At 58.1% G+C, this 23059-nt stretch carries 20 protein-coding genes; 16 read left to right on the top strand and 4 right to left on the bottom strand.

From position 1 onward, the window contains the following. Positions 1 to 116: 116 nt before the first annotated feature. Positions 117 to 2372, bottom strand: coding sequence for a mechanosensitive ion channel family protein (locus tag GOW40_RS00955; RefSeq protein ID WP_171129322.1), 2256 nt, complete (start codon positions 2370 to 2372; stop codon positions 117 to 119). Positions 2373 to 2650: 278 nt separating this feature from the next. Beyond that, the gene (locus GOW40_RS00950) at positions 2651 to 3559 is read right to left on the bottom strand and encodes a LysR family transcriptional regulator (protein ID WP_171098807.1); all 909 of its coding nucleotides are present in this window, start codon (positions 3557 to 3559) and stop codon (positions 2651 to 2653) included. Positions 3560 to 3730: 171 nt separating this feature from the next. Here GOW40_RS00950 and GOW40_RS00945 point away from each other — a divergent pair, with 171 nt between their 5' ends. From GOW40_RS00945 to GOW40_RS00900, 10 genes are all read left to right on the top strand, one after another. Then, positions 3731 to 7150 carry an indolepyruvate ferredoxin oxidoreductase family protein gene (locus tag GOW40_RS00945; protein WP_171129324.1) on the top strand — a complete coding sequence of 1140 codons (3420 nt, stop codon included), beginning with the start codon at positions 3731 to 3733 and terminating at the stop codon, positions 7148 to 7150. A gap of 77 nt (positions 7151 to 7227) precedes the next feature. Then, positions 7228 to 8103 (top strand): lysophospholipid acyltransferase family protein, encoded by an 876-nt coding sequence (locus GOW40_RS00940; RefSeq protein ID WP_171129326.1) that lies wholly within the window; start codon positions 7228 to 7230, stop codon positions 8101 to 8103. A gap of 8 nt (positions 8104 to 8111) precedes the next feature. Next, positions 8112 to 8921, top strand: coding sequence for a glutamate racemase (locus GOW40_RS00935; protein ID WP_171129328.1), 810 nt, complete (start codon positions 8112 to 8114; stop codon positions 8919 to 8921). Positions 8922 to 9015: 94 nt separating this feature from the next. Continuing rightward, a complete protein-coding gene (argC, locus tag GOW40_RS00930; RefSeq protein WP_171129330.1) occupies positions 9016 to 10044 on the top strand; it encodes an N-acetyl-gamma-glutamyl-phosphate reductase in 1029 nt (342 codons plus the stop codon). Positions 10045 to 10051: 7 nt separating this feature from the next. Continuing rightward, the gene (gene ccmE / locus GOW40_RS00925) at positions 10052 to 10498 is read left to right on the top strand and encodes a cytochrome c maturation protein CcmE (protein ID WP_171129332.1); all 447 of its coding nucleotides are present in this window, start codon (positions 10052 to 10054) and stop codon (positions 10496 to 10498) included. A 115-nt stretch (positions 10499 to 10613) separates the two neighbouring features. Beyond that, positions 10614 to 11225 carry a holin-associated N-acetylmuramidase gene (locus GOW40_RS00920; protein WP_171129333.1) on the top strand — a complete coding sequence of 204 codons (612 nt, stop codon included), beginning with the start codon at positions 10614 to 10616 and terminating at the stop codon, positions 11223 to 11225. Next, positions 11216 to 11794 carry a holin family protein gene (locus GOW40_RS00915; protein ID WP_171129334.1) on the top strand — a complete coding sequence of 193 codons (579 nt, stop codon included), beginning with the start codon at positions 11216 to 11218 and terminating at the stop codon, positions 11792 to 11794. The genes GOW40_RS00920 and GOW40_RS00915 overlap by 10 nt, the downstream gene beginning before the upstream one ends. Positions 11795 to 11870: 76 nt before the next feature. Then, on the top strand, positions 11871 to 13835 hold the full coding sequence (locus GOW40_RS00910; RefSeq protein ID WP_171130474.1) for a heme lyase CcmF/NrfE family subunit: 1965 nt from the start codon (positions 11871 to 11873) through the stop codon (positions 13833 to 13835). Further along, entirely contained in the window at positions 13832 to 14287 is a 456-nt protein-coding gene (locus GOW40_RS00905; RefSeq protein ID WP_171129335.1) for a cytochrome c-type biogenesis protein, read from the top strand. Before GOW40_RS00910 ends, GOW40_RS00905 begins: the two co-directional genes overlap by 4 nt. A gap of 74 nt (positions 14288 to 14361) precedes the next feature. Further along, the gene (locus tag GOW40_RS00900; RefSeq protein ID WP_171098825.1) at positions 14362 to 15138 is read left to right on the top strand and encodes an enoyl-CoA hydratase-related protein; all 777 of its coding nucleotides are present in this window, start codon (positions 14362 to 14364) and stop codon (positions 15136 to 15138) included. A gap of 4 nt (positions 15139 to 15142) precedes the next feature. Here GOW40_RS00900 and bmt read toward each other — a convergent pair whose 3' ends face one another. Both bmt and GOW40_RS00890 read right to left on the bottom strand, forming a co-directional pair. Further along, complete coding sequence (gene bmt / locus GOW40_RS00895) at positions 15143 to 16156, bottom strand: betaine--homocysteine S-methyltransferase (protein WP_171129336.1); 1014 nt, start codon at positions 16154 to 16156, stop codon at positions 15143 to 15145. 109 nt (positions 16157 to 16265) lie between these two features. Continuing rightward, positions 16266 to 16583, bottom strand: coding sequence for a DUF1476 domain-containing protein (locus tag GOW40_RS00890; RefSeq protein ID WP_171129337.1), 318 nt, complete (start codon positions 16581 to 16583; stop codon positions 16266 to 16268). Between the two features lie 187 nt (positions 16584 to 16770). Here GOW40_RS00890 and purC point away from each other — a divergent pair, with 187 nt between their 5' ends. From purC to GOW40_RS00860, 6 genes are all read left to right on the top strand, one after another. Next, positions 16771 to 17526 (top strand): phosphoribosylaminoimidazolesuccinocarboxamide synthase, encoded by a 756-nt coding sequence (gene purC, locus GOW40_RS00885; protein WP_171129338.1) that lies wholly within the window; start codon positions 16771 to 16773, stop codon positions 17524 to 17526. Positions 17527 to 17732: 206 nt separating this feature from the next. After that, positions 17733 to 17963: a phosphoribosylformylglycinamidine synthase subunit PurS gene (gene purS / locus GOW40_RS00880; RefSeq protein WP_171099270.1), complete on the top strand. Its 231-nt coding sequence runs from the start codon at positions 17733 to 17735 to the stop codon at positions 17961 to 17963. 4 nt (positions 17964 to 17967) lie between these two features. Then, on the top strand, positions 17968 to 19011 hold the full coding sequence (locus tag GOW40_RS00875) for a zinc-dependent alcohol dehydrogenase family protein (protein ID WP_171129340.1): 1044 nt from the start codon (positions 17968 to 17970) through the stop codon (positions 19009 to 19011). A gap of 11 nt (positions 19012 to 19022) precedes the next feature. After that, positions 19023 to 19691, top strand: a complete 669-nt coding sequence (gene purQ / locus GOW40_RS00870) for a phosphoribosylformylglycinamidine synthase subunit PurQ (RefSeq protein WP_171129342.1) — start codon at positions 19023 to 19025, stop codon at positions 19689 to 19691. Between the two features lie 36 nt (positions 19692 to 19727). After that, a complete protein-coding gene (locus GOW40_RS00865) occupies positions 19728 to 21506 on the top strand; it encodes an ATP-binding protein (RefSeq protein ID WP_171129343.1) in 1779 nt (592 codons plus the stop codon). An 11-nt stretch (positions 21507 to 21517) separates the two neighbouring features. Then, a complete protein-coding gene (locus GOW40_RS00860) occupies positions 21518 to 22852 on the top strand; it encodes a sigma-54 dependent transcriptional regulator (RefSeq protein ID WP_171098838.1) in 1335 nt (444 codons plus the stop codon). Positions 22853 to 23059: the final 207 nt, after the last annotated feature.

The following is a 23059-nucleotide window of genomic DNA, read 5'->3' as shown; positions in this document are numbered from 1 at the left end:
AAAGAGCCAAACCCGCGCAGGTTGGTAGCGGCAAAGAAAAACGGAACCGACGATGGGGCCGGTTCCGTCTATTCTGTGGTGGCGTCTTGTGAGCGCCACCGGCTGCGACACGGTGGTTAAGCCGGATTCTGCGCCTTGTTTGCAGCGTCGGCCGCCGCAGCGCCTACTGCCGCCTTTTGTTCTTCCGTCAGCGCCTCGGCCTCGTCCAGACCTGGGATCGCAACGCGTACCTCGCGGCGCGCAAAATCGATACCGTTTTCGTTGAACGCTGCCTTGACCCGGTTGAAGATCTCTTTGCGCAGGGTGAACTGCTTGCCGGGCTTGGCCATGAACTTACCGCGGATGATCATGCCAACATCGTCAAAGTCAAAGACGCCCTGAGATTTGAACGGTTGCAGGAACCCATCTTTGTGGGTTTCATCCACCATCATCTCGGCGCCGATCTTCTTAAAGATTTTCTTGACCTTATTGGGATCGGTATCGAAAGGAACGGTGAACTTGAGTTTCATGATCACCCAGTCGCGGCTGAAATTGGTCAGCTTCTGGATCTCACCATAAGGGATCGTGTGCACCGGGCCGCGGTGGTGACGCAGTTGCATCGACCGGATCGAAATCTTTTCGACGGTACCCGCAGTACCACCCACATCGACATATTCGCCCACGCGAAACGCGTCATCGATCAGGAAGAAGATACCGCCCACGATATCCGAGACCAGTTTCTGAGCACCAAAACCGATGGCCAGACCCAGGATACCGGCACCGGCCAGCAGCGGGGTGATGTCCAGCCCCAGAGCCCCAAGCGCGAGCAGGGCGAAGATCACTGCAATCGCCACCTGCGCGGTCACGCGAAGCAGCGGAAGAACTGTGGCCAGACGCGACCCGCCCGAACCACCGCCTTCACCGGCTTCTTCGTCCGGGCTCTGTTCTGCGGCAGTCTGCTCCTTGGCCAAGCGGCGGTTGATCCATAGCGAGACAAGTTCGTTCAGGATGTAGCCAATGGCCGCAATGATGAAGAACTGGATCAAACGGCTGCCTTCTTCAGCGCCACCACCTGCGATTTCCTGAAGGTTCAGGTTCCAGGCTTTGGCGATCATCAGGATCACCAGAATCCCCGCGATAACGCGGCCAATCCGGATATAGCTGCGTTTGGTCGAGCGGTAGGCGCGTTCCGCCACGGGTCCGTCACCCATCATGGGTGGCTGCAGGTGGCGCACAAGACCCCGGATCAGTGTATCCAGCGCCGGCGCGATCAGCAGCCAGAACATGGTGGTGAAATGAGCACCCGACAGGAGTATTGCACGAATAACCGGGTCACGCTGCGCTGCCAGAAACTCGACCAACAGCCAGATCACTGCGGACACTGCAATGGCGAAATAGGGATAATACCGCGCCACTTCCTCGTCGAACTTGGTGTGGTCAGGGTCTGTGCCCAACATCATCTGGGTCAGACCATCCCGTGCGGTCCACGCAATCAGACCGATATAGATGTGAATGCCTGCGTTCAGCCAGAACCCGATGCGTGTTTCCCCGCCGGTGATGCCGTTCAAACGATTGAAATGCAGCAGGAACAGTGTGAAGCCGATCAGGATCAGCAGGCCGATCAGGTTGCGATGCAGGTATTTTGCCCAATGGTCGTCGATATTCACCAAACGGTATTCGGGCTTGTTAGGGGCCAACACAAAGCGCGACGCTGCTGCACCCAAACGCGGAATCCAGATAAGATAGAACACAAACGGAGCAGCATAGACGATCTGCTCGGGTGTCAGAAGGCCACGTCCAACCGCGCGTATGACAACGTAGAACACGACCAGACCAGCGATCTCGTGACAAAACCGGACAAACAGATATCTGACGGCACCCCACAGATCGTTCTCTGCGGCGACATCTGACTTCGCGTGCCACTTGCGAGTAAAAAGCCCAAACAGCTTTTCCGCGATGAACCCAACCATCAGAACACTGGCCACCAACCCCAGCAACAAAAGTGCGCCATTGCTTCCAAACGTGCCGACGAAGTTGCTAACGGCCTCGGCCTGCGCACTGAAGATGTTGGGAATAGTGACAAAGACATGTGTCCAGGAGGCGACCATCTCGGCCCAGATCTCATTGATCTCGGTGATGGGATCTTCGCGATCTTCAGCTTCCGCCGCGTTTTTCTCGGCTACCGCATCCAAGCGCTCTAAAAGGATCGAGCGTACCTGATCATCCGACATGCGCGCGACAAGATCATCGACCTGTTCGGGTGTCAGGTCCTCGGGGATGGTCACTGTTGTCGGGGCAGAGCTTGATGATGTTGATGGCACTTGGGCCTGCAATGGTCCGACCAGCAGCACCAATGAAATTAGTGCCGCCAAAAGGCGAAGGGTGTGGCGCATTGAGTTGTCCTCGATCACAATAAATTTGATTGTTTTTTCGGGATCATAGGCATGTGAACTGAAATTTCCCAGCAGTTTCACAGCCCTGGGCTCATGCAAAACCAAAAAACCAAAAAAAAGGCCGAGCACTAAGCTCGGCCGTAGTCCAACAGGGAGGTATGAAGATGATGAGCGTTTCAGCATCACCGCCTTCGATTGCTCATTTAGGGATCACTTGGTGAACGATCAAGGTATTTTACTGGTTAATAAAACATGCCCGCTATGTCGTGAGCGCATAGCTAGATTTTTCCCAACTGCCTCAGGTGTTTGCGATGCGCGATAATTTCATCCTGCACAAAATCCCTGAAGGCTTCGATGCGTTTGGAATGGCGCAGTTCCTCGGGGTAGGCGAGATAGACCGGCACGTCGGTGCTGTCGATATCGGGCAGAACCGGCACAAGATCGGGGAAATCCTCGGTTACATAGTCAGGAAGAACGCCAATGCCCAGATCGTGCAGAACACCCTGCAGAACACCAAAATAGTTGTTTACTGTCAGCAACGACCCGGGGTTATAGGTCATTAGGTGGCGCACCAAAGTGGCGCTGGCCCCGACCTGCGGGGCAGACGGCGTTTGACAGATCAGACGGTGTTTCGAGATGTCCTCGAGGCTTTCCAAAGGCTCGGGATGCGCATCAAGGTAGCTGCGGGTGGCATAAAGCAACATCTGAACGGTCATCAGGCGTTTGCGCACCAGATCGGCCTGGCTGGGTTCTTTCATACGGATGGCAACGTCAGCCTCACGCATGGGCAGATCCAGCACCCGTTCTTCCAGCATCAGGTCGATATTCAGGTCGGGATATTGCTCGTAAAGCTTGGGCAGGCGCGGGGCCAACCACAGGGTACCGAAGCCAAAGGTAGTGGTGACGCGCAGAACGCCAAAGACCTCGTCTTCGCTGTCACGGATGCGCGCGGCGGCTGTGTCCAACCGTTTGGACATGGCCGTGGTTGCATCAAACAAAAGCTCGCCTTGTTCGGTGAGAATCAGACCTCGTGCATGACGGTGAAACAGGGTCACATCCAGCGATTCTTCCAGCGCTCGGATCTGACGACTCACGGCGGATTGAGACAAATTGAGCTTGTCACCCGCATGCGTAAGGCTGCCCGCATCCGCGACCGCGTGAAATATTCTAAGCTTGTCCCAATCCATCTTTGCAACTTTCGTTATTCTTTGGCCGACCTATATGAAACAGGTAACAAATTCCACACGCAAACCCGGAATCGGAAACGTGCGAGCGGAAATTCCCTATACAGGTCAGAATATATGACCTAAAATAGATGAACAATGTGGCAGTATTTTCCGACGAGGGGAGACGTCTGAATGAGTCAGCCAAAAGTATCGCTGAATGACCGGTTCGATCTAAGCAAAAGTCCGATTCTTTTAAACGGCACACAAGCGCTTGTACGTCTGATGCTGATGCAGAAAGAGCGGGACCGCGCAGCAGGGCTGAACACCGCCGGACTGGTCACCGGATACCGAGGTTCACCCTTGGGCGCGGTTGATCAGCAGATGAACCGGGCGCAGAGGCAACTGCTGGAAAACGACGTCACCTTTCAATACGGGTTGAATGAAGATCTGGCCGCCACGGCACTGTGGGGCAGTCAACAGGCCGGTTTGCGCGGGGATGGCAAATACGACGGCGTCTTTGGGCTTTGGTATGGCAAAGGCCCCGGCGTTGACCGATCAGGTGATGTGATGCGCCACGCCAACATGGCAGGAACGGCCGCTTTGGGCGGTGTCCTGATGGCCATGGGCGATGACCATACGGGCGAAAGCTCGACCGTGTTGCACCAGTCGGAATGGTCGATGGTCGACATGTATATGCCGGTGGTCAGCCCCGCCGGTGTACAAGAGATCCTGGATTATGGCATTTACGGCTTTGCTCTCAGCCGCTTTGCCGGTGTCTGGGTTGGGCTCAAGACAATGAAAGACACGATCGAGGTCACCTCGGTCGTCGATGGCAGACCAGACAGGGCCTCAGTGGTGATCCCTGAATTTGATATGCCCGAAGGAGGCTTGAACATTCGCTTGGGCGATACGCCCCACCTGCAAGAAGCGCGGATGATCGACTACAAGCGCTTTGCGGCGGAAACCTTCTCGCACGCAAACCGGATGGACAAACGCGTCTGGGGCAAAGCGGGGGCCAAGATCGGGCTGGTGGCTGCAGGCAAGAACTGGCTGGACCTGACGCACGCTTTGTCTTTACTCAACATTGATGAGGCCGAGGCCGAGCGCCTGGGGATCACAACCTATAAAATCGGCCAGACGTTCCCGTTAGATATGAAAGGGTTTCACGATTGGGCCGAAGGTCTGGACCTGATCGTTATCATCGAAGAAAAGCGCAAGCTGATCGAAGTGCAGGTCAAAGAGGCTATCTTTGACGACCGGCGCGGGCGGCGCGTTTACGGCTGGTACAAAGGCGGGGCCGGGGCGCTGCACCGGGAAGAACTGTTCCCGACGCGCGGCGCGCTTGATCCGATCATGATCGCCGAAAAACTGGGTGATATCCTGATCGAAGAAGGCCGCGAAACGGACGGTATCCGTGCAGGTCTCAGCAAGCTGACCGAGGCGCGTCGCGCCGATAATGCTCAGAACATAGCCGAACGTGTGCCCTATTTCTGCTCGGGCTGCCCGCATAACAGCTCGACCAAACTGCCCGAAGGCAGCCGGGCCTATGCCGGGATCGGATGCCATTACATGGTGCAGTGGATGGATCGCGAGACGACGGGGTTCACCCAGATGGGCGGCGAAGGTGCGAACTGGATCGGTGAAGCGCCGTTTTCCACCACAGAGCATGTGTTCCAGAACCTGGGCGACGGCACCTATAACCATTCGGGCGTTCAGGCGATCCGGGCCGCTTTGGCCAACGACACCAACATCACCTTCAAGATCCTGTTCAACGACGCGGTTGCCATGACGGGCGGGCAGGGCAACGAAGGGGGTCTGACTGCGGAACGGATCGTGGACGAAGTGCGCGCTATGGGCGTCAAGACTGTGGCGCTGGTTTATGACGAAAAGGAAGATGTGAACCTCAAGGCCTTGCCTTCGGATGTCGAGACGCATGAACGGGCCGAACTAATGCAGGTTCAGGAAAAGTTCCGTGCCATTGAGGGTGTTTCGGTCATCGTCTATGTGCAGACTTGCGCTGCAGAGAAACGCCGGCGGCGCAAGCGGGGCACCTTCCCGGACCCTGACAAGCGTGTGTTCATCAATACCGACATTTGCGAAGGATGCGGCGATTGCGGAGTGCAGTCGAACTGTGTGTCCATCGTGCCGAAAGAGACCGAGCTTGGGCGCAAACGTGCCGTCGACCAATCCAGTTGCAACAAGGATTTCTCTTGCCTCAAAGGGTTTTGCCCGTCTTTTGTAACGTTGGAAGGCGCGACAATCCGCAAAGAGGCAACCACTGAAATTGATCTGCCCGATCTGCCCGAGCCAGAACTGCCAGACATCAAGGGAACCCATAACATTGTAATCACAGGCGTTGGCGGCACAGGCGTTGTCACCATCGGTGCGCTTCTGGCGCAAGCCGCGCAAATCGACGGCAAGGGCGCCGGGATGATGGAAATGGCGGGGCTGGCCCAAAAGGGCGGGGCTGTTCACATTCATTGCCGCCTGGCAGAGCGCCCCGAAGACATCAGCGCCATTCGCGTGGCAACGGGCGAGGCACATGCTTTGATCGGGGGCGATCTGGTCGTATCTGCGGGGGCCAAGACCTTGGGGCTGACCCGTCAGGGCCAGACCGGCGCGGTGGTTAACAGCCATGAGATCGTGACCGGAGATTTCACCCGCAATACCGAATTCCAGATCCCAAGCGACCGGTTGGAGCTGGCGCTCAAGGCGCGTCTGAAGGATAATGTGGATCTCTTTGATGCTTCGGATCTCGCGCGCGCGGTTATGGGGGATTCGATCTATTCCAACATGATGGTGTTTGGCGCGGCTTGGCAGCGTGGTCTGATTCCGCTGTCCTGGGACGCAATCGAACAGGCCATTGACCTGAACGGCACAGCGGTCGAGCGCAACAAACGCGCCTTTGCCGTTGGCCGCTGGGCTGTCTTGCATCCCGAAGAGGTCGCAAAGATCCTTGCACCGAACGTAACATCCCTGCCCAAGACGCTGGATCAATTGATCGCATTCCGTGCCGATCACCTGACACAGTATCAAAGCGCCCGATTGGCCAGGAAATACACCAAACTGGTCAATTCAATCGAAGATGAGGCTGTCAAAGAGGCTGTCGCCAAAGGTTATCACAAGCTGCTGTCCTACAAGGACGAATTCGAGGTCGCGCGTCTTTTGCTGGACAGCCGAGAAAAGGCAAAGGCCGAGTTTGATGGCGATTTCAAAATGACCTTCCACTTGGCACCGCCGGTTCTGTCCAAGGCCGGTTCTGACGGGCGTCCTGTCAAAAAGGCATTTGGTGAAGGGTATATGAGGCTGTTCAAGCTGCTGGCGCGTTTGAAATCCCTGCGCGGCACGCCGCTGGACCCGTTTGGCCGTACTGCCGAGCGCCGGATGGAACGGGCGCTGATCAAACAGTACGAAAAGGACATGAAGGAGGTTCTGCCCAAACTGTCTTCTGAAACACGCGACGCGATTGAGGCACTGGCAAAGCTGCCCCTTGAGATCCGCGGGTTTGGCCCGGTCCTTGCGGCCAATGAGGCCAAAGCAGCAAAGCGAAGGGAAGAATTGTTGGCGCTGATCCGGTCGGGCGGTCCTGAGTTAAAGACTGCGGCAGAGTGAAGCTTCACGCCCTTGTCACGTTACTTGGGCAAATCTGTCACATAAAATAACAAGCAGGCCGCAAACCGGAGACCACAATGCGCTCGCGTCATGTTGTTCGTGACATTTCCTATGCCTATTCCGCCGAAACCAAGGGTGGGCGGATGGTGATCAAACTGATCGAGAACACCACTGGACGTTTGCGTCTGATCAAACGCGCGGATGGATATGATCGAGAAGTCGCGTCTGGCCGGGACTTCTGGCAGGTGATGGTCGACCGATATGGGCTGAGTTTGGACATCGTTGGTGGCGCGCTGTCAAACATTCCCAAGGACGGCCCGCTGATCCTGATCGCAAACCATCCCTATGGCATTCTCGACGGGTTGATGATGGGACATATCTTGTCCCAAACCCGAGGGGATTTTCGAATCCTCGCCAATCGGGTCTTTCGCAAGGCCGAAGATCTGAATCGCATCATCCTACCAATCTCGTTTGACGAGACGAAAGAGGCGATGAAGCTGAACCTCGAAACACGTAAAACCGCGCTGAACTACCTGGATGCGGGGGGTGCCATTGGGATTTTTCCGGGTGGCACGGTCAGCACTGGGTTAAAGCCGTTTTCGCACCCGATGGACCCGGGATGGCGCGGGTTCACCGCGCGGATGGTGGCCAAATCTGACGCGACCGTTGTGCCTGTTTTCTTTGACGGCCACACCTCGCGCCTGTTCCAGATCGCCAGCCATCTGCACAGCACGCTGCGGATGGGATTGTTGATCAAAGAGTTCAAAAAGCGCGTCGATACTCCGGTCAAGGTGGTGATCGGTGAGCCAATTGGTCGTGATGTTTTGGACCCATTGGGCAAAGACACGCGCAAGATGATGGATTTCCTGCGCAAAGCCACGTATGAGCTGTCTCCGACGCCATTGAAGTCGTATGACTATGGCTATGAATTCGAGGAACGGCATCGCGCCTGAGTTAAGACATGGCAGTAGGTATCTTTGATTCCGGTTTGGGCGGACTGACCGTTCTGAACGCCGCGCAGCAACGGCTGCCCGACGTGGATTTCCTGTATTACGCCGACAGTTCGCACGCGCCTTATGGTGTGCGCGACGCGGAAGATATCTATCAACTGACGCGCCGCGCGGTTCATGACCTGTGGGAGCGCGGATGCAATCTGGTCATTCTGGCCTGCAACACTGCCAGCGCAGCGGCGTTGCGGCGGATGCAGGAAGAAGGCGTGCCCGAAGGCAAGCGCGTGCTTGGAGTTTTCGTGCCTCTGATCGAGGCTTTGACCGAACGCCAATGGGGCGACAACTCTCCCCCGCGCGAGGTCAAAGTTCAGCATGTGGCCTTGTTTGCCACCCCGGCCACGGTTTCCAGCCGTGCTTTTCAACGCGAATTGGCGTTCCGGGCCATTGGTGTCGATGTCGAAGCGCAGGCCTGCGGGGGCGTGGTCGATGCCATCGAAGACGGTGACATGATCCTGGCCGAAGCCCTGGTGCGCAGTCATGTGGACGCGCTGAAACGCAAAATGCCGTCGCCTCAGGCGGCCATTCTGGGCTGTACGCACTATCCCCTGATGGCTGAGGCGTTCCAGAAGGCATTGGGACCGGATGTTCAGGTGTACAGTCAGGGAACGCTGGTGGCGGACAGTCTGGGCGACTATTTGCAGCGTCATCCCAACATGTTGGGCGACGGTCCGGGCGGGTTTCTGACGACGGGAAAGCCCGATGTGGTCAGCGACCGCGCCACGCAGTTCCTCCGACGACAAATCAAGTTTGAAGCCGCCTGACCTGTATCAAGGACGGCGCAACTCCTGACCCTTAGACCAATGACCGTCGCATCGGCGGTCGTGACATGTGACATCAAGATGAAAGAGGTCTGACATGACCCACAAAATCGCAATTCTGGGCGCTTCGGGATATACCGGCGCCGAACTGGTGCGGCTGATTGCCGAGCACCCGAACATGGACATCGTTGCCTTGGCTGCCGAGCGTAAGGCAGGGCTTTCGATGGCACAGGTCTTTCCGCATCTGCGCCATATGGACCTGCCGGATTTGTGCAAAATCTCGGAAATCGACTTTTCGCAGATCGATCTGTGTTTCTGCGCGCTGCCCCATAAAACCAGCCAGGACGTGATCCGCGCGCTGCCAAAAGACCTCAAGATCGTTGATTTGTCTGCCGATTTCCGGCTTGAGGACGCCGAGGCCTATGAAAAGTGGTACGGCAACCCGCACAGCGCGCTTGAGCAGCAGTCAGAGGCTGTTTACGGCCTGACCGAGTTCTATCGGGATCAGATCCGCACCGCCCGGCTTGTAGCTGGCACAGGCTGCAACGCGGCAACGGGTCAGTTCGTTTTGCGGCCTCTGGTGTCCGCTGGCGTCATTGATCTGGATGACATCATTCTGGACCTCAAATGCGCCGTTTCGGGCGCTGGTCGGTCGTTGAAGGAAAACCTGCTGCATGCGGAACTGAGCGAGGGCTATCACGCCTATGCGGTTGGCGGCACGCACCGGCATCTGGGCGAGTTCGATCAGGAGTTTTCCAAGATCGCAGGACGCCCGGTTCATGTGCAGTTCACCCCGCATTTGCTGCCCGCAAACCGGGGGATTTTGGCCACGACTTACGTGAAGGGTGACCCGCAAAGTGTTTATGAAACACTGAAATCCGCCTATGAGGCTGAGCCGTTCATTCAAGTACTGCAATTCGGCGAAACACCCTCGACCCATCACGTGAGAGGCTCGAACTTCTGCCATATCGGTGTTGTCGCGGACCGGGTCGAGCGGCGGGCCATCGTGGTGGGTGCCTTGGATAACCTGACAAAAGGTAGCAGCGGCCAAGCCTTGCAGAACGCCAACCTGATGTTAGGTGAGGTCGAAACCACCGGTCTGATGATGGCCCCGTTATTCCCATGAGGATGACATGAAAACGCTCAAGAAACGTCGTCGCGTCCAAGTCGTATTGCTGGCCACAGCCGCGCTGGTGTTGGCGACCGTGTTGATTGGTTATGCAATGCGCGACGGGATCAATTTCTTTCGCTCACCCAGTCAGGTCATCGCCGAACCGCCGCAACCCAGCGAGGTGTTTCGGATCGGTGGACTGGTCGAAGAAGGCTCGATCGTGCGCGGGCAGGGTGAAACCGTGCGCTTTGTGGTGACCGATGGGGGCGAGAGCGTACCGGTGTCTTTCACTGGCGTTCTGCCGGATCTGTTTTCTGAAAATCAGGGCATGGTCGGCACGGGCAGCTACATCAATGGCGTCTTCGAAGCCACTGAAATTCTGGCCAAACATGACGAAACCTACATGCCGAAAGAGGTCGTGGACGCGTTGAAGGAACAGGGCGTCTACAAAGAAGCGACCGACGGGTAATACCCGGTTGATTTTGAAAAGGGCGTTGCGGATCGCGGTTCGCAGCGCCCTTTTGTCTTACAGCCTGTTAATGCGCTTCGCCCAGTCTGCCCGTATCGCAAAGGGCGGAGGCATCATGCAGACAGTTCGACGAATTGCGCAAGACATAGTGCATCGCGAGGGCGGGTTCGTGGACGACCCTGACGATCCGGGTGGCGCAACAAAATACGGTGTGACCATCCATACGATGCGACGGCTTGGATTGGATTTGAACGGGGACGGCGCGGTGTCGCGCGATGACGTGCAAATGCTGAGCCGCGCGCAGGCGGTGGATATATTCATACGCCATTTTTTCGAAAAGCCCAGATTGGCCTTGGTGCCTGAACACCTGCAACCTTCGGTGTTCGACATGTATGTGAACGCAGGTGGGCAGGCCGTTCGCTTGTTGCAAAGCCTGCTGCGCCAGATGGGGTTCGATGTGGTCGTTGATGGCGTCATGGGGCCACAGACAGGGAAGGCGGCCAAGCAGGCAGCCAATCCTGATCCTTTGGCGCTGCGCGATGCCTATGGGGTGGCGCGGCGGAATTATTACTTCCGATTGGCAGACCGCCGGGCGAGCCTTCGGAAATTCGCGCGCACCCGTGCCGGGGACAAAGGTGGCTGGATTAAGCGGGCCGAGGAGTTCCTGTCGCCCACTTATCATCTGAGCCGGGTAGAGTTTCAGAAAAGGGTGGCAGCATGGGATTGATTTCGAACATTTTGGGGTTTCTGTTTGGGAATGAGCGCAACGTGATCCGCGAAACGACTGAAATCTTTCGCGAAAACGCAGAAGAAAGTGCCAAGCGCGGTGTCACCTTGCGCGGGCAGGCCATGGGTCAATTCGGGGCCGAGTTCCAAAACCCTCAGAAAGGCGCGTTTGACCGGTTCATGGACGGGCTCAACCGTCTGCCACGGCCGGCGCTGGCGCTTGGGACCCTGGCGTTGTTTGCCGCCGCCATGATCGATCCGATCTGGTTTGCCGCGCGGATGCAGGGCATTGCGCTTGTGCCCGAACCACTATGGTGGCTGCTGGGCGTTGTTGTCTCGTTCTATTTCGGGGCGCGGCATCAGGCCAAGGTGCAGGACCTGCAACGTGAGATCAGCGCCACGATGATGCGTGTGCCCACCGTGCTGTCGAACCTGCAACGGCTGGATCAGATGCGCAGCAACACCCCCGGCGCGGCAGATCCGGGGTCGGATGCGGAATTGATGCAGCATGTATCTGACCCGGATGAAAACAAGGCGCTAGAGGACTGGCGGCGTCTAAGAACGCCCTGAACCGCGACACTTTGTGCGCGACGTCTGGATTGAAAGTGAATGGCGCGCCGGGGGCGTTCGCCCTATAACAACGGGCATGATTACCGAGCTTGGCCATTTCGCACTGATCCTCGCCTTTCTTGTCGCCATCGTGCAAAGCGTGGTGCCTCTGATCGGGGCATCAAAACGTTGGGCTGGTTGGATGGCCTTCGCCGAGCCTGCGGCGATTGCGCAGTTTCTGCTGACCGGCTTTTCCTTTGCCGCGCTGGTCTGGGCCTTTACCACCTCGGACTTTTCACTGCGTATCGTGGTGGAAAACAGCCATTCGGCCAAGCCGATGCTCTACAAGATCAGCGGAACCTGGGGCAATCACGAAGGATCGATGCTGCTTTGGGTGCTGATTGTGGCCCTGTTCGGGGCCATGGCCGCAATGTTTGGCAGCGGTTTGCCCCCAACCCTGAAAGCGCGTGTTTTGGCGGTGCAGGCGGCGATTGGCGTGGCTTTCTTTGCCTTCATCCTTTTCACCTCGAACCCGTTCGACCGTCTGGCGGTGGCACCTTTTGACGGGCGGGATCTGAACCCCTTGCTGCAAGACCCCGGTTTGGCCTTTCACCCGCCGTTCCTCTATCTGGGGTATGTGGGGCTGAGCATGGCCTTCAGCTTTGCGGTCGCCGCCCTGATCGAAGGGCGCGTGGATGCGGCCTGGGGCCGTTGGGTGCGCCCTTGGACGCTGGCCGCCTGGATATTCCTGACCATTGGCATCGCGCTTGGGTCGTGGTGGGCCTATTACGAGCTGGGCTGGGGTGGGTTCTGGTTCTGGGACCCGGTAGAGAATGCCTCGTTCATGCCATGGCTGTTGGCGGCTGCGCTGTTGCATTCGGCGATTGTGGTGGAAAAGCGTGAGGCGTTGAAAAGCTGGACCATCCTGCTGGCCATCATTGCTTTCGGGTTTTCCCTGATCGGGACATTCATCGTGCGGTCAGGCCTTTTGACCTCGGTTCATGCCTTTGCCAATGACCCAGAACGTGGCGTCTTTATTCTGATGATTCTGATCTTTTTCATGGGCGGCGCTCTGACCCTGTTTGCTGCCCGCGCTCAGGCGATGGAGGCCAAGGGTGTGTTCGGAATCGTCAGCCGTGAAAGCGCGTTGGTTCTGAACAACATCCTGTTGGCGGTCAGTTGTTTTGTTGTGTTCTTTGGCACCATGTGGCCGATGGTGGCCGAGATGGCCTTTGACCGGAAACTGTCGGTCGGCCCGCCGTTTTTCGATGCCGCCTTTACCCCGTTCATGATTGCATTGGGGCTTGCGCTGCCGATTGGATCGGCACTGCCTTGGAAACGCGGCAAACTTGGGCGCGCGGTGTGGTCGATGCGTTATGCGTTTGTGCTGGCTGTCGCGCTGGCTCTGCTGGTCTGGGTGATGCAGACGGGGCGCAGCGCGCTGGGGCCGATTGGCCTGTTTCTGGGCGCCTGGATCACCTTCGGCGCGGCCGTCGATCTTTGGAGCCGTACAGGCCGTACTGGCAGCCTCGCGCGCCTTTTCCGGCTGCCGGGGGCCGATTGGGGCAAGGCCGTGGCGCATGCCGGATTGGGCATCACCATGTTTGCTGTGGCCGGTCTGACCGCGTGGGAGGTCGAAGACATCCGAGTGGCCCAACCCGGCGAACCGTTTGAGGTCGGTGACTTTACCCTGACATTGCAGGATGTGCGCCGCGTGCAGGGGCCGAACTATTTTTCGACCACCGCAGACATCCTGGTTGAAAAGCAGGGAAGCCACGTGGCGTTGTTGCACCCGGAAAAACGCGATTACCCGGTGGCGCAGATGCCCACGACAGAGGCCGCCATCGACTATCGCCTGATGCGTGATGTCTATGTGGTGATCGGGGATCAGCAGGCCAATGGCGGATGGGTGGTGCGTACCTATATCAAGCCATTGGCCAACTGGATCTGGGGCGGGTGTGTCCTGATGGCTCTGGGCGGGTTGCTCAGCCTGTCGGACCGCCGGTTCCGCGTTGCAGCGGGCGCACGCAAAACACCGAAAGCCGGAGTGCCCGCGGAATGAAGCACCTGGTTCTGATCTTTTTGCTGGTCGCAGCCCCTGTTTGGGCGGTGCAACCTGATGAGGTTCTGGAGGATCCGGCCCTCGAACAGCGCGCACGCGATATTAGCACCGGCCTGCGGTGTCTGGTTTGCCGGAATGAAAGCATTGATGAAAGCAACGCAGACCTAGCCCGCGACCTGCGCCTGCTGGTACGCGAACGGCTTGTAGCGGGTGATAGCGATGAAGAGGCTGTGGATTTCATCGTTGACCGCTATGGCGAATATGTGTTGCTGAAACCGACCGTGACCGGTGCCAACCTGCTGTTGTGGCTTGCCGGACCCATCATGGCGCTGATCGCTATGGCTGTCGGCTGGAGCTTTTTGCGTCGACGCGCGGCCCTTGAAGCCGCAGCGCCTGCAGACAGCCTGAGCGCCGAAGAACAAGCGCGGCTCAAGGAAATTCTAGAAGACTGACGCGCCGTTCTGCTTTTCCTTCCCGCGGAATTGCGTCAGGGTCCGCAAAAGATTTCGCGCTGGTGAGGAAGCCTATGGAATATCAAGACGTTCTTTTGGACATTACCGACGGTCTGGCCGTTCTGACTCTGAACCGGCCAGACAAGATGAACGCATTGACCACCAATATGCGGGCCGAGATCACCCATGCGATGAAACATGCCGCTCGCCATGCGCGCGCCATCGTGCTGACAGGGGCGGGCGGTGCCTTCTGCTCGGGTCAGGATCTGGGCGACGCCTCCAGCACGGGTCGGATCGATCTGGAACGGGCGCTGCGCGATGAATATGAGCCGATGCTGCAGTCGATCTATGACTGCCCGGTGCCCACCATCGCAGCCGTAAACGGTGCCGCAGCTGGGGCAGGGGCCAATCTTGCGCTGTGCGCGGATGTGGTGATTGCGACCGAGAGCGCCTATTTCCTGCAGGCTTTCGCACGGATCGGGCTGTTGCCTGATGCGGGCGGCACCTGGTTCATGCCGCGCCTTATGGGCTTTGCCAAAGCCATGGGGGCTGCTTTGTTCGCCGAGAAGATCAGCGCCAGACAAGCGGATGATTGGGGCCTGATCTGGGAAGCGGTGTCAGATGACACATTCGATCAGCACTGGCGCAAGCGCGCCAGCTATCTGGCCAATGGTCCTACAGCGGGTTTCGGAGCAATCAAAAAGGCGTTGCGCGGATCATATGACAAGTCGTTGGCCGAACAGCTGACCATCGAGGCCAGCTTGCAAGGCGAGTGCGGGCGCACACGGGACTTTTCCGAAGGTGTGGTGGCTTTCCTGGAAAAACGCCCTCCGAATTTCGAAGGGCGGTGAAACGTCAGGCGCGACGGCGGCGGCGGGTGCGTCGTTCAGGCACCGCATCGTCCCCGGTACCGTCTGAGGCTGATGTGAACGGACCCAGCGCGGAGGTGATCTCGGTCAGACTTGGGCGCTCACCACGTGGTGTTTCGTCCAACGCGGCGCGCATCTTGCGCAGGTGGTCGGGCATGGTACCGCAGCACCCGCCAATGATCGTCGCCCCTGCATCCCGCGCCATGGCCGCGTATTGGCCCATCAACTCGGGTGTACCGTCATAATGGATATGGCCGTCCACATATTTCGGAATACCGGCGTTACCTTTTGAGATCAGCGGGCGTTCAGTGCCTTGTGCCGCAAAGCCCAAAACAGTGCGCAAAATGTCGGACGCGCCGGTGCCGCAATTCGCGCCAAACGCGATGGGTGGATTTGGCAGGGTCTCGACCAGCTGCGCCAGATCCGCCGAGGTAACGCCCATCATGGTACGGCCCGCTGTGTCAAAGCTCATGGTGCCACACCAGGGCATGTTGGCCAGGGCAAAGGCCTCGGCCGCGGCGCGGAATTCTTCGGGCGCGCTGATGGTCTCAAGCCACAGCACATCCGCACCACCGTCTTTCAGCGCTTCGGCCTGCTCATGGAACATCTCAACTGCGTCTGCATGAGACAGCGCTCCCACCGGCTCCATAATCTCACCCGTCGGCCCGACCGAACCCGCAACGATAATGGGGCGACCTGCTGCATCTGCCACCTCACGGCCAAGCTCGGCCCCGATGCGGTTCAACTCGGCCACACGATTCTGGGCGTCATGCAGTTTCAGACGCGCAGAAGTGCCGCCAAAGGTATTGGTCAGAAACAGATCGCTGCCCGCATCGACCGAGCCTTGATAGAGCACCTTGATCTTTTCCGGGGCCTCTACATTCCACAATTCCGGAGCATCCCCGGATTGCAGACCCATATTGAACAGATTTGTTCCGGTGGCACCGTCCGCCAGGATGATGTCGGATGTTTCAAGAAAGGCACTCAGCGCGTTTGTCATCTTGCGATGTCCTGACAGGGGCTAAAACAAAGAGACGCCCCGTGTCTCACGACAGGGGCGTCAAATCAAATTCATAAAACTCATGATGATCATGAGTTTTGCGTCAGGTTCATCCAGCTTCGCTCAGGACCTGGGCTTTAGCCTGGGGCAAAAGTTCGGCCATCTTGGCGCGGATTTCATCTGCTGACGACAGATGTCCAAGATCACCGGCAACCTTGCGCACAACGTCTTCGTGGCCTGCCTCTTCAAAATCTGCGATCACCACAGACTTTGCGTATTCTTCAGCGCTATCGCCGGATTTTCCCATTTTTTCGGCCGCCCAAAGGCCCAGAAGCTTGTTGCAGCGGGCCTGCGCCTTGAACTGCATCTCTTCATCATGGGCGAATTTGGCTTCAAACGCATTTTCGCGGTCGTCAAACGTGGACATGGAATAGGGACCTCTTGGGTTACATCTTCGTTACTGACGATATGAGCATACGACAGCGCCAGTGCAAGGTATTTGCGCTGTGTCAAAACGGCCCGAGGTGGTGAACTTGCGGGTTCGCAAGGGTTGCACTATGAGAGCGGCAAGGCAAAGGGACTCATTCCCATGCTCTGTTTCGGAAAGGTCGCTCATGGCGCGTCGCAAAAAGATCTATGAAGGCAAGGCTAAGATTCTGTATGAAGGCCCCGAACCGGGCACCATCGTTCAGTATTTCAAAGACGATGCCACCGCGTTCAACGCGGAAAAGAAAGATGTGATCGACGGCAAGGGCGTTTTGAACAACCGTCTGAGCGAGTTTTTCATGTCAGGTCTTACGCAGATCGGCGTTCCGAACCACTTTATCCGCCGCCTGAACATGCGTGAGCAGTTGGTACGCAATTGCGAGATCGTGCCGCTTGAGGTGATCGTGCGCAACTATGCCGCCGGGTCGATGTCGAAACGTCTGGGGATTGCCGAGGGCACGCAACTGCCGCGCCCGATCGTTGAATATTGCTATAAGGATGACGCCTTGGGCGATCCTTTGGTCACCGAAGAACATATCGCGGCTTTTGGCTGGGCCAGCCAGCAGGACATGGATGACATCCTCAGCCTTGCGCTACGCGTGAATGATTTCATGAGCGGCATAATGCTCGCTGTCGGTATCCGTCTGGTGGATTTCAAGATCGAGATCGGGCGCGTGTTCGAAGGCGATTATCAACGCCTGATCGTCGCCGATGAGATCAGCCCCGACAGCTGCCGGCTGTGGGATATCGAAACGGGCCAGAAGCTGGACAAGGACGTATTCCGCCGTGATCTGGGCAGCCTGACAGATGCTTATTCCGAAGTGGCGCGCCGACTGGGCGTCTTGCCGCAAAGCAATGTGACCAAGCCGACTCTGATCAACTGATCCAAGCTTTGTCGCTCAACAGGTAACACGCCTCCGGTTTCGGGGGCGTTTTGCATTTGGGGTGCGGGTAAATTCACCATTTGGGCGGCTGCGACAAAGCCGCCTTTGGTCAAAGCCCGCAAAGGGTTGTCGAAAAGGGTCAGGCGCGCTATCCCCCGCGCAACGGAACGGACCGGTCCCATGGTCCACAGGTGGAGTTTTCGAAGATGAAGGCACGGGTGCATGTGATGCTCAAAAACGGGGTGCTGGACCCGCAGGGCGAGGCGGTTCGTCACGCGTTGGGCGCCATGGGGTTCGACAAAGTCGAAGGCGTGCGTCAGGGCAAAGTGATCGATCTGGATCTGGCCGATGGCGCGACCGAGGCCGATGTGACCGAGATGTGCGAAAAGCTCTTGGCCAATACGGTTATCGAACGCTACGAGATCGAGCTGGGCTAAGCCCATGCGCGCCGCGCGTCTGATCGGATATCGCCAACCGCTTGAGGTGATGCAGGTCCCTGATCCCGAGCCTGCCGCCGATGGTGTTGTCCTGCGGCTTTTGGCCTGTGGTGTGTGCCGCTCTGACTGGCATGCCTGGTCCGGCGCGGACCCCGATGTGATCTTACCGATGACCCCGGGCCACGAATATTGCGGCGAAGTCGTCGCCGTTGGGCCAGACGTCAAACGCTGGCGCACTGGGGACCGGGTGATAGCGCCCTTTATTCTGGCCTGCGGCCGATGCCCGGACTGTGCGCAGGGCCATCAGACGATCTGCGCCGATCAGGTGGTGCCTGGCTTTACCTGCGACGGTGCTTTTGCGGAGTATGTGGCGGTGGCCCATGCTGATGCGAACCTGTCCCAATTGCCCGAAACAATAGCGCCCGAGATCGGAGCCGCACTGGGATGCCGTGTCACCACGGCCTGGCAAGCGCTGGTGGGACGGGCTCAGGTTCAAGGTGGGGAATGGATCGCTGTCTTTGGCGGCGGTGGTGTTGGTGTCTCGACCCTGTTGCTGGGCAAGGCGTTGGGTGCGCGAGTCATCGTTGTGGATATTGATGATGACAAACTGGACTATGCCACATCGCTCGGCGCACACGCAGTGGTCAATGCGGCCAAGACCGACGCGCCACAAGCGGTCAAAGACCTGACCAGCGGTGGTGCGCATGTGGCGATTGAGGCGTTGGGCATTGAAACCACTACGGTTGCGGCGATGCGGTCGCTGCGCAAGCTGGGCCGTATGGTGCAGATCGGAATGCCAGCGGGCGATCATACGACCATGTCCTTGCCGATGGATGCGCTCTATTCCGGTCAACTCACCCTTCAGGGCACGCGCGGTATGCCCAGCTGGCGCTACCCTTCGCTTCTGTCGCTGCTCGAAAGCGGTGCGGTCGACCTGAGCCCGTTGGTTACCCGCCAAATTACACTTAACCAGGTAAGCGCCGAGCTTGCCGCCTTTGACGCCCCGACGCCTCCGGGTGTGGCGGTCGTCACCGACTTTAGCTCTTAGGAGACATCACCATGCGTGCAGCCGTTATCGTTTTCCCCGGATCCAACTGTGACAGGGATCTTGCCGTTGCCTTCGAGCATGCGGGGTTTCAGGTAGATATGGTCTGGCACAAGGATGCCTCTTTGCCAGATGGTGTGGATATCGTTGGCGTTCCCGGTGGGTTTTCCTATGGTGATTACCTGCGCTGCGGCGCAATCGCGGCGCAATCACCGATCTGCAAGTCTCTGGTCGAGCATACGCAGCGAGGCGGCTATGCGATCGGGATCTGCAACGGATTTCAGGTTTTGACAGAAACCGGTATCTTGCCTGGCGCATTGTTGCGCAATGCAGATCTGAAATACATTTGCCGCACCGTTGGCCTGAAGGTCGAGACCAGCGACAGCGCCTTTACCCAGGGCTATAACGCAGGTGATGTGATCGGCATTCCCATTGCGCATCATGATGGAAACTACTTTGCCGATGACGAAACGCTGGCTGAGCTGAAAGGGGAGGATCGTGTCGCGTTCTCCTATACCGAGAATCCCAATGGCTCGCGCGGGGATATCGCCGGGATCCTGTCGCCGAACCGGCGTGTTCTGGGCATGATGCCGCATCCAGAGAGGGCGGCTGATGAAGGCCATGGCGGGACAGACGGGACGGCGCTGTTTCGCGCATTGTCAGGCGTTCTTGCGCCCGCGTGACTTGAGGTCGGGGCCTCGGGCGCGTAGCGTCGCGATATGAGTTCAGATACTGGGTCGGCGTCGACAGGGTTTTTCAGAGGCTTTCGTTCAACCACCTTGGGGTGGCGACTGCGCTTGGCCATTGTCATGCTGCTGTTGACTGCCGTTGTCACCGTCTGGGTCACCAACAGCCTGCTGACCAACCGGTTTACGGAGTCCACGCGCAACCGGGCCGAACTGCGACTGGCCTTGTATTCCGGCAACCTGATCAGCGAATTGCGACGCAATGCTATCGTGCCGCAATTGCTGGCACGTGACCCGACACTGATATCCGCGCTGCAATCCAGCGACTATACCCTGTCGAGCCAGCGCCTGATCTCGTTTGTGGAAGAGATCGGTGCAGCGTCTTTGGTTTTGCTCGACCGAGATGGGCTGACACGTGCAGCAACCGATCGAAACCGTTTGGGTGAGGCGCATCGCAATTCCCCCTATTTCATCGATGCCATTCGGTCGAATGCGACGATCTTTTCGGTCATCGCCCGCGAATCCGGCGGCTACAGCTTTGTGTATTCGCGGCGGATCGAAGCCAATTCCGAGATCCTTGGCGTCATTGTTGTCGAGGTCGATCTGCAAAAGTTCGAACGCGCCTGGTCGGGGATTTCCGATGCAGTCATGGTCACCGACAGCACCGGGACCATCATTCTATCAACCGAACCCAAATGGCGTGGCTTGGTCGAGCAAGACGCGCTGTTGCGTCAGCCCCCTCAGGGCGCCATTCAGCGCGCCATCCGCGCAACTACGGATTGGACGGCAGTGCCAGTTGACGCCTATTTCCAAGGCGAGGCGGTCATGCGCATGGAGACGCGGATCCCGTTCCGGGGGTGGCAGATGACCTCTTACACCACCTATTCCTCGGTGCGGGAACGGGTGAACAGCGTTCTGGCACTTGAGATTATGGGCTTTGCGATTCTTCTGGCGCTGGCCTTCTATGCGCTCAGCCGCAGGGCGACCTTGCGCATGGCATTGTTCCAGCGCGAGTCGGCGGAGCTTCGCGCATTGAATACAAGGCTACAGCGGGAAATTGCTGAGCGCGAACGGGTGGAAAAGACGCTGGAAGTGGCCGAGCAGACGCTTGCACAAAGCTCGAAACTGGCGGCCTTGGGCGAAATGTCGGCGGCGGTCAGCCACGAGTTGAATCAACCTCTGGCAGCAATGAAAACCTATCTGGCCGGGGCGCGGTTGCTGCTGCGGCGTGATCGCCCCGAAGAGGCTTTGGCCAGCTTTGGTCGCATCGATGGGCTGATCGAGCGGATGGGAGCGATCACGCGGCAGCTGAAATCCTATGCTCGCAAAGGGGCTGACGCGTTTTCGCCAGTAAATCTTGGGGATGCGCTGGCCTCGTCTCTGTCGATGATGGAACCACAGTTGCGGCAGCGACATGTCAAGATCACGCAGATCATCCCCGAAGACCCCGTGGTGGTCATGGGCGACCGTATGCGGATCGAACAGGTGATGGTGAACCTCTTGCGCAACGCGCTGGATGCCACCAAATCAGTGGCGGAACCTGATGTCGAGATCATATTGGCGGCAGGCGATACAGCGGTCTTGACGGTGCGTGACAACGGGCACGGCATCGAGGATATCGAAAACCTGTTCGAGCCGTTTTACACCACCAAACGTCCCGGTGACGGTGTGGGGCTGGGGCTTGCCATCTCGTCCGGGATCGTGAACGACCATGGGGGACGACTGACGGCGCGCAATGGCCAGAAAGGCGGCGCTGTGTTTGAGATGCAATTGCCCATATTGGGAACAGACGGCCTTGAGGCCGCCGAATAAGAGGAAGACCTATGGCACAGGCCATGAAGATCGCCATTGTGGATGATGAACAGGACATGCGCCAGTCGATCAGCCAATGGCTGGCATTGTCGGGCTATGACACCGAAACCTTCGCCAGCGCAGAAGACGCGCTCAAGGTGTTGGGGCCGGATTACCCGGGCATCGTGATCTCGGACATCAAGATGCCGGGGATGGACGGTATCCAGATGCTGAAAAAGCTAATGGGTGCAGACAGCACCTTGCCGGTGATCATGATCACGGGGCACGGCGATGTGCCCATGGCGGTTGAGGCGATGCGCGTGGGCGCGTTTGACTTTCTTGAAAAGCCCTTCAACCCGGACCGCATGTCGGAACTGGCCAAACGCGCCAGCAACGCCCGCCGTCTGACCCTGGACAACCGCGCATTGCGGCGCGAGCTGTCGGGTGGCGCGCAGATCATGAACAAGCTGATCGGTGCCAGCCCGGTGATGGAGCGTCTGCGCGAAGACATTCTGGATCTGGGCCAGGCCGATGGTCATGTGCTGATCGATGGCGAGACCGGCACCGGTAAAACGCTCGTGGCCCACGCGCTGCACGCGGTTGGCAGCCGGGCTGGCAAGAAATTTGTTCTGGTCTCATGCGCGGCGCTGGAAGAGGAAGCGCTTTCGAAGCGTCTGTTTGGCCCGATGCTGCCGGAAGACAGCCAGTTGCCCGCCATCGAAGAGGCGCGCGGTGGCACTTTGGTTTTGGAAGATATCGAAGCGCTAAGCGACACGCTGCAAGCCCGTTTGCTGAATGTCATGAACGAGCAGGGAACACCTGCGGAAACCCGGATCGTCGCGATCTCGAATCTGCAGGAAGCGGGCAAAACATCAGAAGACGTGTTGCGCCCGGACTTGTTCTATCGGCTTGCCGCGCTGCGGATCACCATGCCGCCGCTGCGGCAGCGGGGTGAGGATATCCTGACGCTCTTCGCCCGTCTCAGCGAGCAGTTTGCTGAAGAATATGGCTGCGATGCACCACAGGTGAGCGCCCAGGAGGCCGCGCAACTGTTGCAGGCGCCCTGGCCGGGCAATGTACGCCAGTTGATCAACATCGCCGAACGCGCCGTTTTGCAGTCGCGGCGCGGCTCGGGCACGATCGCGTCATTGCTGATGTCGGATCACGAAGAAATGCAGCCGGTGATGACCACCGAAGGCAAGCCGCTGAAGGAATATGTCGAAGCGTTCGAGCGCATGCTAATCGACAACACGATGCGGCGACATAAGGGGTCGATTGCGTCGGTCATGGAAGAACTATGCCTGCCGCGCCGCACGCTGAACGAGAAGATGGCCAAATACGGGCTGCAAAGGTCGGACTATTTGTAAGGGAGGGGGCCAGCCCCCTCTTGAGCCTGCGGCTCAATTCACCCCCGAGGTATTTTTCAACAGAAGAAGAGGATTACTGAGTTCGGGACCGGCCGAATGCAGTTTGCCCATTGTCTTTTCCACAGGACTGCTTTTATGGTGTCCTGACGGGCCGGGCGTTTTTTTGGTGCCCAAAAGTCCCGAATCAAAGAGTTTCGCTGTTTTGCT

The organism is Ruegeria sp. HKCCA6707 (assembly GCF_013033515.1).
GTDB lineage: Bacteria > Pseudomonadota > Alphaproteobacteria > Rhodobacterales > Rhodobacteraceae > Ruegeria.
This window is presented reverse-complemented; position numbering and strand designations above follow the sequence as displayed.

Coding starts and splice junctions, on each gene's coding strand:
- ccmE (WP_171129332.1), top strand. CDS start 10,052: ATGAAAACGCTCAAGAAACGTCGTCGCGTCCAAGTCGTATTGCTGGCC.
- purQ (WP_171129342.1), top strand. CDS start 19,023: ATGCGTGCAGCCGTTATCGTTTTCCCCGGATCCAACTGTGACAGGGAT.
- GOW40_RS00905 (WP_171129335.1), top strand. CDS start 13,832: ATGAAGCACCTGGTTCTGATCTTTTTGCTGGTCGCAGCCCCTGTTTGG.
- GOW40_RS00900 (WP_171098825.1), top strand. CDS start 14,362: ATGGAATATCAAGACGTTCTTTTGGACATTACCGACGGTCTGGCCGTT.
- purC (WP_171129338.1), top strand. CDS start 16,771: ATGGCGCGTCGCAAAAAGATCTATGAAGGCAAGGCTAAGATTCTGTAT.
- GOW40_RS00860 (WP_171098838.1), top strand. CDS start 21,518: ATGGCACAGGCCATGAAGATCGCCATTGTGGATGATGAACAGGACATG.
- GOW40_RS00940 (WP_171129326.1), top strand. CDS start 7,228: ATGCGCTCGCGTCATGTTGTTCGTGACATTTCCTATGCCTATTCCGCC.
- GOW40_RS00910 (WP_171130474.1), top strand. CDS start 11,871: ATGATTACCGAGCTTGGCCATTTCGCACTGATCCTCGCCTTTCTTGTC.
- GOW40_RS00875 (WP_171129340.1), top strand. CDS start 17,968: ATGCGCGCCGCGCGTCTGATCGGATATCGCCAACCGCTTGAGGTGATG.
- GOW40_RS00920 (WP_171129333.1), top strand. CDS start 10,614: ATGCAGACAGTTCGACGAATTGCGCAAGACATAGTGCATCGCGAGGGC.
- GOW40_RS00945 (WP_171129324.1), top strand. CDS start 3,731: ATGAGTCAGCCAAAAGTATCGCTGAATGACCGGTTCGATCTAAGCAAA.
- bmt (WP_171129336.1), bottom strand. CDS start 16,156: ATGACAAACGCGCTGAGTGCCTTTCTTGAAACATCCGACATCATCCTG.
- GOW40_RS00865 (WP_171129343.1), top strand. CDS start 19,728: ATGAGTTCAGATACTGGGTCGGCGTCGACAGGGTTTTTCAGAGGCTTT.
- GOW40_RS00890 (WP_171129337.1), bottom strand. CDS start 16,583: ATGTCCACGTTTGACGACCGCGAAAATGCGTTTGAAGCCAAATTCGCC.
- GOW40_RS00950 (WP_171098807.1), bottom strand. CDS start 3,559: ATGGATTGGGACAAGCTTAGAATATTTCACGCGGTCGCGGATGCGGGC.
- GOW40_RS00915 (WP_171129334.1), top strand. CDS start 11,216: ATGGGATTGATTTCGAACATTTTGGGGTTTCTGTTTGGGAATGAGCGC.
- argC (WP_171129330.1), top strand. CDS start 9,016: ATGACCCACAAAATCGCAATTCTGGGCGCTTCGGGATATACCGGCGCC.
- purS (WP_171099270.1), top strand. CDS start 17,733: ATGAAGGCACGGGTGCATGTGATGCTCAAAAACGGGGTGCTGGACCCG.
- GOW40_RS00935 (WP_171129328.1), top strand. CDS start 8,112: ATGGCAGTAGGTATCTTTGATTCCGGTTTGGGCGGACTGACCGTTCTG.
- GOW40_RS00955 (WP_171129322.1), bottom strand. CDS start 2,372: ATGCGCCACACCCTTCGCCTTTTGGCGGCACTAATTTCATTGGTGCTG.